Source organism: Streptomyces sp. NPDC002130, from assembly GCF_040296465.1.
Lineage (GTDB): Bacteria > Actinomycetota > Actinomycetes > Streptomycetales > Streptomycetaceae > Streptomyces.
Genome location: NZ_JBEOXI010000279.1, coordinates 1 through 9,900, shown reverse-complemented (window position 1 = coordinate 9,900; position 9,900 = coordinate 1). Strand labels below are relative to the sequence as shown.

At 72.6% G+C, this 9,900-nt stretch carries 11 protein-coding genes and 5 tRNA genes; 10 read left to right on the top strand and 6 right to left on the bottom strand.

Annotated features, from left to right (window positions below):
• The first annotated feature begins 209 nt into the window (after nucleotides 1-209).
• The 3 genes from cobA (at nucleotide 210) to ABT116_RS34950 (ending at nucleotide 2,735) form a co-directional block, all read left to right on the top strand.
• The gene (gene cobA / locus ABT116_RS34960; RefSeq protein ID WP_351642278.1) at nucleotides 210-1,451 is read left to right on the top strand and encodes a uroporphyrinogen-III C-methyltransferase; all 1,242 of its coding nucleotides are present in this window, start codon (nucleotides 210-212) and stop codon (nucleotides 1,449-1,451) included.
• 64 nt (nucleotides 1,452-1,515) lie between these two features.
• A complete protein-coding gene (locus tag ABT116_RS34955; protein WP_351642276.1) occupies nucleotides 1,516-2,334 on the top strand; it encodes a TrmH family RNA methyltransferase in 819 nt (272 codons plus the stop codon).
• Nucleotides 2,335-2,342: 8 nt separating this feature from the next.
• Nucleotides 2,343-2,735: an NUDIX domain-containing protein gene (locus ABT116_RS34950; RefSeq protein WP_351642273.1), complete on the top strand. Its 393-nt coding sequence runs from the start codon at nucleotides 2,343-2,345 to the stop codon at nucleotides 2,733-2,735.
• A 54-nt stretch (nucleotides 2,736-2,789) separates the two neighbouring features.
• On the opposite strand, the gene ABT116_RS34945 is transcribed toward ABT116_RS34950, so the two are convergent.
• Nucleotides 2,790-4,244: a serine/threonine-protein kinase gene (locus ABT116_RS34945; RefSeq protein WP_351642271.1), complete on the bottom strand. Its 1,455-nt coding sequence runs from the start codon at nucleotides 4,242-4,244 to the stop codon at nucleotides 2,790-2,792.
• Nucleotides 4,245-4,439: 195 nt separating this feature from the next.
• Here ABT116_RS34945 and ABT116_RS34940 point away from each other — a divergent pair, with 195 nt between their 5' ends.
• The 4 genes from ABT116_RS34940 to ABT116_RS34925 all read left to right on the top strand — a co-directional run bounded on the left by ABT116_RS34940 (nucleotide 4,440) and on the right by ABT116_RS34925 (nucleotide 6,636).
• On the top strand, nucleotides 4,440-4,679 hold the full coding sequence (locus tag ABT116_RS34940; protein WP_053668256.1) for a DUF8836 family protein: 240 nt from the start codon (nucleotides 4,440-4,442) through the stop codon (nucleotides 4,677-4,679).
• A 235-nt stretch (nucleotides 4,680-4,914) separates the two neighbouring features.
• Complete coding sequence (locus ABT116_RS34935; protein ID WP_351642267.1) at nucleotides 4,915-5,124, top strand: hypothetical protein; 210 nt, start codon at nucleotides 4,915-4,917, stop codon at nucleotides 5,122-5,124.
• 200 nt (nucleotides 5,125-5,324) lie between these two features.
• A complete protein-coding gene (locus ABT116_RS34930) occupies nucleotides 5,325-6,266 on the top strand; it encodes a phosphotransferase family protein (RefSeq protein ID WP_351642265.1) in 942 nt (313 codons plus the stop codon).
• A gap of 79 nt (nucleotides 6,267-6,345) precedes the next feature.
• Entirely contained in the window at nucleotides 6,346-6,636 is a 291-nt protein-coding gene (locus ABT116_RS34925; protein WP_107458274.1) for a TFIIB-type zinc ribbon-containing protein, read from the top strand.
• 55 nt (nucleotides 6,637-6,691) lie between these two features.
• Here the strand turns inward: ABT116_RS34925 and ABT116_RS34920 are convergent.
• From ABT116_RS34920 to ABT116_RS34900, 5 genes are all read right to left on the bottom strand, one after another.
• Nucleotides 6,692-6,763, bottom strand: a tRNA-Val gene (locus ABT116_RS34920).
• A gap of 43 nt (nucleotides 6,764-6,806) precedes the next feature.
• Nucleotides 6,807-6,878: transfer RNA gene (locus ABT116_RS34915), tRNA-Val, on the bottom strand.
• Between the two features lie 24 nt (nucleotides 6,879-6,902).
• Nucleotides 6,903-6,974 (bottom strand) — tRNA-Val (locus ABT116_RS34910).
• 1 nt (nucleotide 6,975) lies between these two features.
• Nucleotides 6,976-7,049 (bottom strand) — tRNA-Cys (locus tag ABT116_RS34905).
• Nucleotides 7,050-7,085: 36 nt separating this feature from the next.
• Nucleotides 7,086-7,158 (bottom strand) — tRNA-Gly (locus tag ABT116_RS34900).
• A 178-nt stretch (nucleotides 7,159-7,336) separates the two neighbouring features.
• Here ABT116_RS34900 and ABT116_RS34895 point away from each other — a divergent pair.
• The 3 genes from ABT116_RS34895 to ABT116_RS34885 all read left to right on the top strand — a co-directional run.
• On the top strand, nucleotides 7,337-8,392 hold the full coding sequence (locus ABT116_RS34895) for a chorismate-binding protein (protein ID WP_351642262.1): 1,056 nt from the start codon (nucleotides 7,337-7,339) through the stop codon (nucleotides 8,390-8,392).
• Complete coding sequence (locus ABT116_RS34890; RefSeq protein ID WP_351642260.1) at nucleotides 8,389-9,210, top strand: aminotransferase class IV; 822 nt, start codon at nucleotides 8,389-8,391, stop codon at nucleotides 9,208-9,210. Before ABT116_RS34895 ends, ABT116_RS34890 begins: the two co-directional genes overlap by 4 nt.
• A 54-nt stretch (nucleotides 9,211-9,264) precedes the next feature.
• The coding region (locus ABT116_RS34885; RefSeq protein WP_351642258.1) for a GNAT family N-acetyltransferase at nucleotides 9,265-9,900 on the top strand (636 nt) is incomplete at its 3' end.

Below are 9,900 nucleotides of genomic sequence, written 5' to 3'. Positions count from 1 at the left end.
AACGGACTCGCCGCGTCTGATCCGACCGTTGTAGAGCGACCACGGTTCGGCCCGTTGCGACGGAGCGCCCGCCCACGGACCGCCCCGGGCCGCCCACCGGCGGCACTCTCGGGTGCCCAGCCACTGGACCACCTGAGCCGCTCTCCCTCCCGCCCACTAAAATCCGCACGTCAGGGCACTGAACACCGCCGCAACAGGAGCCGCACCTCATGGCCGAACATCCCGCCTACCCCGTAGGCCTCCGCCTCACCGGCCGTCGTGTGGTCGTCCTCGGCGGCGGCCAGGTCGCCCAGCGCCGCCTCCCGGCACTGATCGCGGCGGGCGCGGACATCCTCCTCGTGTCCCCCGAGGCGACCCCCTCGGTCGAGGCCATGGCGGACGCCGGCGAGATCACCTGGCAAAGGCGCCCGTACCAGGAGGGCGACCTCGCCGACGCCTGGTACGCCCTGATCGCCACCGGCGACACGGAGGCGAACGGCAGGGCCTCGGCCGAGGCGGAACGCCACCGCGTCTGGTGCGTCCGGTCCGACGACGCGGACCGGGCGACGGCCTGGACCCCGGCCACCGGTCACAGCGAGGGCGTCACGGTCGCCGTGCTGACCACCGACGCCAAGGGGCGCGACCCCCGCCACACCGCCGCCATCCGCGACGCGGTCGTCGAGGGCCTGCGCGACGGCACGCTCGTCGCCCCGCACCACCGCACCCGCACCCCCGGAGTCGCCCTGGTCGGCGGCGGCCCCGGCGACCCGGACCTGATCACCGTGCGCGGCCGCCGCCTGCTCGCCGAGGCCGACGTCGTCATCGCGGACCGCCTCGGCCCGCGCGATCTCCTCGCCGAACTCCCGTCCCACGTCGAGGTGATCGACGCGGCGAAGATCCCCTACGGCCGCTTCATGGCCCAGGAGGCCATCAACAACGCGCTGATCGAGCACGCGAAGCAGGGCAAGTCGGTCGTCCGCCTGAAGGGCGGCGATCCGTACGTCTTCGGCCGCGGCATGGAGGAGCTCCAGGCCCTCGCCGAGGCCGGCATCCCCTGCACGGTCGTCCCCGGGATCTCCAGCTCGATCTCGGTCCCGGGCGCGGCCGGCATCCCGGTCACCCATCGCGGCGTCGCCCACGAGTTCACCGTGGTCAGCGGCCATGTCGCGCCCGACGACGAGCGCTCCCTGGTCGACTGGCCGTCCCTGGCCCGGCTGACCGGCACGCTGGTGATCCTCATGGGCGTCGACAAGATCGGAAAGATCGCCGAGACGCTCGTCGCCCACGGAAAGCCGGCCGACACCCCCGTCGCCCTCGTCCAGGAGGGCACGACCGCCGCTCAGCGCCGCGTCGACGCCACTCTCGCGACGGTCGCCGAAACCGTGCGGACCGAGGCCGTGAAGCCCCCGGCGGTCATCGTCATCGGCGAAGTCGTGAAGGTCGGCCCCCCGGCCTCGGCGACGAACGAGTAACCCCGGGTAACCCAACCCGTCCCGAGCCGTTGGCACCGCACCCAGGACAAGGCAGTATCACCCTGTGGCCGATCTCATCACCGTCGAGGATCCCGACGACCCGCGTCTGCGCGACTACACGGGCCTGACCGACGTGGAGCTGCGCCGCAAGCGCGAACCCGCCGAGGGCCTGTTCATCGCCGAGGGCGAGAAGGTCATCAGAAGGGCCAAGGAAGCGGACTACGAGATGCGGTCCATGCTGCTCTCGGCCAAGTGGGTCGATGTCATGCGCGACGTCATCGACGAACTCCCCGCCCCGGTCTACGCCGTCAGCCCGGAGCTCGCCGAGCAGGTCACCGGCTACCACGTGCACCGCGGCGCGCTCGCCTCCATGCAGCGCAAGCCCCTGCCGACGGCAGCCGACCTCCTGCGGACCGCCCGCCGCGTCGTCATCATGGAGTCGGTCAACGACCACACCAACATCGGCGCGATCTTCCGGTCCGCCGCCGCCCTCGGCATGGACGCCGTCCTGCTCTCGCCCGACTGCGCCGACCCCCTCTACCGCCGCAGCGTGAAGGTCTCCATGGGCGCGGTCTTCTCCGTCCCGTACGCCCGCCTCGACACCTGGCCCAAGGGACTTGAGTCGGTCCGCGAGGCGGGCTTCACCCTCCTCGCCCTCACTCCCGACGAGAAGGCCCGGTCCCTCGACGAGGCCGCCCCGCACACCATGGACCGCGTGGCCCTCATGCTCGGCGCCGAGGGCGACGGCCTGTCCACCCAGGCCCTGGTCGCCGCCGACGAGTGGGTCCGCATCCCGATGTCCCACGGCGTCGACTCCCTCAACGTGGGCGCGGCCGCCGCCGTGGCCTTCTACGCCGTGGCCACCGGCCGGCCCACCGCCTAGGGGCGTCCGTGGAGCAGCGCGAGGCGATCGTCGCCGTGCTCCTGCGCGGCGAGCGCCTCCTCGCGATCCGGCGCGGCCCGGCCGTCGCCCGCCCCGGCTACTGGCAGCCCCTCAGCGGCAAGGTCGAGCCGGGCGAGACCCAGGAGCAGGCGGTCGTCAGGGAGGTCCACGAGGAGGTCGGCCTCACCGTCGTACCGGAGGCGAAGGTCTGGGAGTCGGAGACCGACGACCACCGTTTCCGTCTCCACTGGTGGACCGCCCGGGCCGAGACCGGCGAGGTCGTCCCCGACCCGCGCGAGGTCGCCGAGACCCGCTGGGTCACACCGGGGGAGTTCCTGACCCTGGACCCGGTCTTCGACGGCGACCGCGAGTTCTTCGAACGGATCCTGCCGCACCTGTGACACCCCGCTGAAGCCGGGCGTCGTTCCACGGCCGCGGTCGCGCGACCCGGATTCCTACGGCTCGAAGCTCCGCGGGCGGTCGTCCTGCTGGACGTGCTCCTGCCGCACGCCGCCCCCGTCGCCGCCGAGTCCCCGCGCCGGGCCCTGGCAGCCCTGCACCAGGGCGATACCGACCGCCACCAGCAACGTCACCACGACGAACACGAACAGCCGCTGCCGCAGCAACCGCGGATTGGCGGGCCGCAGTTTGGTGCCCGTGTTCCTGGACGCCGGGCGCCCGGCGCCGCTGTGCGGGGCGGGGCGCCCGCCACTGCCCGACCGCGTCCCGTTGCGCCCCGTGGGCGTCGGCCGCGACCCCGACCGCGACGGGGTGCCACCCCGCGAGGCACCGGGCCCGCGCATCGGGGTCCTGCCGCGGCCTCCGCTCCCCGTCGACCGGTTTCCGCCCCCGGTCGCCCGGGCTCCGCCCCGCGCACCGGTCCCGCTCTGCGAAGCCGTACCGTCCGGCGACACATGACCGTCCCGGGAGGGAGCGGAACCCCGGGGCGGGGGAGTGCTCCGGCCCCGCTGCGCCCCGGAACTCTGCTGCCCCTGCGGACGCCGGGCCCGCTCGGGGTAGGTGTCGAAGGGCCGGTCGCTGTCGGGACCGCGCGGCGCGGGCGGCCGGACGCCGGCGAGGTCCTGCGACTCCCGGGCCGCGATTTCCTTGAGCCGCAGCGACAGTTGGAGCGTGCTGGGCCGCTCCTCGGGGTCCTTCGCCAGACACGCCCGGACGAGCGGAGCCAGCGCGTCCGGCACGCCGTGCAGCTGCGGCTCCTCGTGCACCACGCGGTACAGCATCACCTCGGAACTGCCGTGCCCGAAGGGCGAGTCGCCCATCGAGGAGTACGCGAGCGTGGCGCCGAGCGAGAACACGTCCGTGGCCGGTGTGACGGCCGCGCCGCGCACCTGCTCCGGCGCGAGGAAGCCGGGCGAGCCGACCGCCGTGCCGACATGGGTGAGTGTCGAGGCGCCGGTCGCCCAGGCGATGCCGAAGTCGATGATCCGCGGCCCCTTCGGGGACAGCAGGATGTTGGACGGCTTCAGGTCCCGGTGCACCACCCCGGCCTCGTGCACCGCGACCAGGCCCTCCGACAGGGCGGCACCGACGGCCGCGACATCGGCCGCGCAGAGCGGCCCCTCGGCCGCGACCTTGTCGTGCAGCGAAGGGCCGGGCACGTACTGGGTGGCGAACCAGGGACGGTCCGCGTCGAGGTCGGCGGCCACCAGCCGGGCCGTGCAGCCACCACGGATCCGCCGGGCCGCCGAGACCTCACGGGCGAACCGGGAGCGGAACTCCTGGTCCTCCGCCAGGTCGGGACGGATGACCTTGAGTGCGACCCGCTGCCCCTTCTTGTCGGAGCCCAGGTAGACCACGCCCATCCCGCCCGCGCCGAGCCGTCTGTGAAGCTTGAACGAGCCGACGACGCGCGGGTCCTCGCGCCTCAGGCGCATCATCGCCATGTTCATCCCCGCTGCCCGGTCCTGTGACGAGCCACAGCTTACGTTTCCGCGGCCGCCCGCGCGCAGAGGCCGCGCCCTCTCAGCGTGATGGATTGTCAGTGGTGGGTGGGAGACTTGAAGGGTGGTCAGGGAGGGCGCGAAGAGGCGGACTTCGCGTGGAGAGTGATCCCAACCACCCGACGCAGAAGGGGGATTGGTCCTGTGAAGGGTGATCGCGTGGAGATAGTCGTGGACGCGGGGGACACGACGCGCACATACGAGGTCGTGGCGAGCAGAGCGGGCCGCAGGGTGGAGACGGCGGTGCGCCGGGGTGTCGTGGAAGTGAGCGAAGTCACCCGTAGCGGAACGGTCGTGCGTACCGCCCGCTTCATGGCGAATCGGGTGCTGGCCCTGGTGGAACAGCCCGTTCCGCGAGAAGAGAGCTCGGACAAAGAGGGGTGATCCGGGCGTCCCGTCGGGGAAGACCCTGAGAGCTGCGTCCCCGTCTCCACCCAGGGGAGTACGTCGCAGGTGGCGGCTCATCCTCGGGGAGGCCCGGCAATCGGTACGAGGGCATGACGCCCGGGGAGGGCCGGACGCCTAGATTTGAGGTCAAGCGGCGGGTGGCAGCACTCGTCCCCCGAGGTCAGACGCCCGCCGCTGCCAACGACAACTGAGAACGGTCAGGAGAGGGACCATGGCCCAGACGGCACCGCGGACACTGCTCCGCGAGGAGGGACGCAAGGCGTACGCCGCCGCGTTCCGCCACCGCCGCCAGGGCCGTCGCCACCCGCTGGTGGCGACGCTGATGGCCCTTCCCCTGGCGGTCCTGCTCCTCCTCGTCTTCGACGGGTGGGAGACAGTGGCCACACAGGCGTCGTCCGTGGGAGAGATGCTGGGGCGCTGAGCGGCGACCCCAGGCCCGGAAGAGCGGTCCGGGCGGGGACATCACACCCATGAAACCCCGTGGGGACGGGGGTGCGGCGGACGGCACAGATGCCGGCGCAGCTGGGGAGCTGCGCCGGCATTTCCCTTACCCCGGGTGCCGAGCGCCCGTAACCAACGGTTCCCCGCGGCCGGGCCCCTGCCTCCACGTACTCTCACCAGGTGAACTTCGCTCCCGGCCCTCTCCTGGCCGACCTCGCCGCCAGGGCCCGAGCCGCCGCTCATGCGCGCTCGTCGGCCTGCCCCTGCGGCGCGGCCACGCTCGCGGACCGCCCCGACGGCATCGTCGTACGCCACGCGGACACCGTCGCGAAGGCCCACCCACCGGACAGCGACCCGGCCGAACTCGCCGGCCGCCTCGCCCTGGCCACCCGCCTCCCCGGCATCCTCCTGCCCCCACTCGACCCCACCCCGCTCGCCCTGCGCGACCGCCTCGTGACGTTCTGGCCGTACGGCGCCCCCGTGGATCCCGACGACCCGGACGCCGCTCCTTGGGAAGCCGCCGCCACCCTCCTCGCCCGCCTCCACCGCACCCCGGCCCCGCCGGGCCTGCCCCTCATGCGTGGCCCCGCCAAGGCGGCCCGGGCCATGGCCCGGCTCCGCGAGGCCGGCCCGCACCCCGCGGCCGCCCCCGTCCTGCGCGCGTGGGCCACCCTCCCGCCCTGGGCCCGGGCCGAGGCCCCGATGCCGCACACCGGCACCCTCTGCCACGGCGACCTCCACCTCGGCCAGCTCGTGCGCCGCCCCGCCCCCGACGGCCCCTGGCTGCTGATAGACGTGGACGACCTCGGCACCGGCGTCCCCGCCTGGGACCTCGCCCGCCCCGCCGCCTGGTACGCCTGCGGCCTGCTCCCGCCCGGGGAATGGACCCGGTTCCTCACCGCCTACCGCGAGGCCGGCGGCCCCGCCGTCCCCGTCGAGGGCGATCCCTGGCCCGCTCTCGACGTTGCCGCCCGCGCCCTCACCGCGCAGACCGCGGCCCGGGCCGTCGCCAAGGCGGTCGCGGCCGGGCGCCCGCTGGACGAGGTGGAGCGGGCGGTCGTGGACGCCTGTGACCGAATGGCTACCGTCCCGCCACAGTTGGCGCAGGAGCACACGAAGTAGGGTGCAACCGACTGCAGCGGGACAGAGTCTGTCCTGGCGAGATGTGAAGCAGGACCGACCGGCGAGGAGTTGAACGACCATGCAGTGTCCGAAGTGCCGTGCGCCGATGCACACGTACAACCGCAACGGTGTCCAGATCGAGCAGTGCAGCGGCTGCCGCGGGATCTTCCTCGACTACGGCGAGCTGGAGTCGCTGACCCGCCTGGAGGCCCAGTGGTCTCAGGCCGCCCCGCCGCCCCCGCCCGCCCCGCAGGCCTACCCCGCCCCGCCGGCCCCCGCCTGGGGCGCCCCGCACGGTGGCCATGGACATCACGGCCATCACGGTCACCACCGCAACAAGAGCTTCGGCCACATGCTGTTCTCGTCCTGAGCTGTGACATCACAGAAGCCCCCGGCCACGAACGGCCGGGGGCTTCTGTGTGATGTGGACGATACTGGGATTGAACCAGTGACCTCTTCCGTGTCAGGGAAGCGCTCTCCCGCTGAGCTAATCGTCCTCGGGGCCATGCATACGGACTGCATCCGATCATGGGCACTGCGTGCGCGATACTGGGATTGAACCAGTGACCTCTTCCGTGTCAGGGAAGCGCTCTCCCGCTGAGCTAATCGCGCGGGTGGGGATCTTGAAAGATCCAGTGGACGATACTGGGATTGAACCAGTGACCTCTTCCGTGTCAGGGAAGCGCTCTCCCGCTGAGCTAATCGTCCTTGGAGGTGGAGACGGGATTTGAACCCGTGTAGACGGCTTTGCAGGCCGTTGCCTCGCCTCTCGGCCACTCCACCAGGAGTGTAGGGGACCGGAGTCCCCCTCTTCCTTCGAGCGGACGACGAGGTTCGAACTCGCGACCTCAACCTTGGCAAGGTTGCGCTCTACCAACTGAGCTACGTCCGCCTGTCGTTTCGGTCCGCTCTCGCGGCCCGGCGACGTGTTGAACTCTAGCGGATTCCGGGGCCAGTACAAAAACGCGTTTGTGCAGCGTGCTGCGCTTCCCCTGCTCAGGGACGGAACAGGGCCGCCCGGCAGGACATCCCCCGGCCACCCGCGAGACACCCGCCATAGACTCGACCACGTGCTCGACCTCCCTCCTCTCGCCCGCTTCGGCGACCGCGTCGCCACCGGGCTCCTCGACGTCACCGACGACCCCGAAGCCCTGGAGTCCAGCGGTTTCTGGGCCGTCTGCGCCGACTTCGAGGGCCGGCTGACCTGCGCACGCTTCGCGCAGGTCCGGACCGCGGACGTGCCCGCCCCCGTGCCCGGCGCATGGCACGGTCCGGCGGCCTGTGACTGGACGTCCTCGCTCGATCGCGCGGCGTACACGGCCGCCGTGCGGCGGATCCGCGACCACATCGCGGCCGGCGAGGTCTACCAGGCGAACCTGTGCCGGGTGCTGTCGGCGCCCGTCCCGCCCGGGGCCGACGTGGACGCCCTCACGGCACTGCTCGCCCGCGGCAACCCGGCGCCCTATGCAGGAACGATCCGCCTGCCGGGCCACGGCGTCGAGATCGCCACGGCGTCCCCCGAACTGTTCCTGCGGCGCGACGGCCGGGTCGTCGAGTCCGGGCCGATCAAGGGCACCGGCAGGACGGAGGCGGACCTGCTGGAGAAGGACTACGCCGAGAACGTGATGATCGTGGACCTCGTCCGCAACGACATCGGGCGGGTGTGCGCCACGGGCAGTGTGACGGTGCCCGACCTGTGCGCCGTCGAGAAGCACCCGGGGCTGGTCCATCTCGTCTCCACGGTCCGGGGCGAGCTGGACGACGGGGCCGGCTGGGCCGAGCTGCTCGGCGCCGCCTTCCCGCCCGGCTCGGTCACCGGCGCGCCCAAGTCCAGCGCGCTGCGGATCATCGACGCGCTGGAGACGGCGCCCAGAGGGCCGTACTGCGGCGGGATCGGCTGGGTCGACGCCGACCGGGGGGCCGGAGAGCTGGCCGTCGGTATCCGTACCTTCTGGATCGACCGGGCCGAGGGCGTGTTGCGCTTCGGCACCGGTGCCGGCATCACCTGGGGCTCCGACCCCGAGGGGGAGTGGCGGGAGACCGAGCTGAAGGCGTCCCGGCTGCTCGCGATAGCGTCGGGAGCGTACGAGGTGAGTGGAGAGGACCTGCGGGAGGACCTGACGTGAAGATCTGGCTCGACGGCGGACTGCAGGACATCGAGTCCGCCCGCGTCTCCGTCTTCGACCACGGCCTGACCGTGGGCGACGGCATCTTCGAGACGGTGAAGGCCGTGCACGGCCGGCCGTTCGCGCTCACCCGGCACCTCGACCGGCTGACCCGGTCCGCGCGCGGCCTGGGACTGCCGGACCCGGACCACGACGAGGTGCGCAGCGCCTGCGCCGCGGTCCTCGAGGCCAACCCCGTGCCGCTCGGCCGTCTCCGCATCACCTACACCGGCGGCCACGGCCCTCTCGGCTCCGACCGCGGTGAGCACGGTCCGACCCTCGTCGTCGCCCTCGGCGAGACGACCCGCCGCCCCGACTCCACCGCCGTGATCACCGTGCCCTGGACCCGCAACGAGCGCGGCGCCCTCACCGGCCTGAAGACCACCTCGTACGCCGAGAACGTCGTCGCTCTCGCCCGGGCCCGCGAACAGGGCGCCTCCGAAGCCCTGTTCGCCAACACGGTGGGGCAGCTGTGCGAGGGCACCGGATCGAACGTCTTCGTCGTCCTCGACGGCGAGATCCACACGCCACCGCTCGCCTCCGGCTGCCTCGCGGGCATCACGCGCGCGCTGACGGTCGAATGGACCGGCGCGAAGGAGACCGACCTGCCGCTGGACGTCCTGGAGCGGGCCGAGGAGATCTTCCTGACGTCCACCCTGCGGGACGTGCAGGCCGTGCACCGCGTCGACGGCCGTGAGCTGCCCGGCGCGCCCGGCCCGGTGACCGCCAAGGCCATGCGGATCTTCGAGGAGCGGGCCGGGAACGACCTCGACCCCTGACAGCCCCCGTAAATTCGGCTGAACCGGGCCGTGGTTGCGGGTAGAACACCCCTGATGACCACGACCCTGCGGCCGACCGAGCCGCTTCAGCAGAACGCCGACGGGACGCGCTCACGCCGCTACCAGGTGTGCGTGAACAGCCGTCCCGTGGGGGCGATACACCTCGGCACGCATCCCGTGTTCGGCGGGGCGGTGGCCCGGATCATGAAGCTGCACATCGACGAACCGGACCGCAGGCGGGGCCGGGGCACGGTCGCCGCGCTCGCCGCGGAGGAGGTGGCGCGCGGCTGGGGGTGCCGCCGCATCGAGGCGACGGTCCCCGCCACGTCCGAGGCGGGCCTCCGGCTCGCCACGGCGCTGGGCTACGTCGTCCGCAACCGCGGCATGGAGAAGCACCTCGGCGGCACCCCGCCGGAGCTGCCCGAGGGCAGCCGCGCCCGGCCCATGACCGAGGCGGAGTTCGGCCCTTGGCTGGAGAAGGGAAAGGAGGACTACGCGCGCAGCTGGATCGAGCGAGGCGTCCCGGAGGCCGAGGCCCGGGCCAAGTCGGAGCGCGACCACGCCACTCTGCTGCCCGACGGCCTCGCCACTCCCGGCATGCTGATCAGCGTCGTCGAGCACCTGGGGACACCGGTGGGCCCCTGGTTGCCGCGGCTGGTGACCTGGCATGAGCCACAACGACGGTGCCAC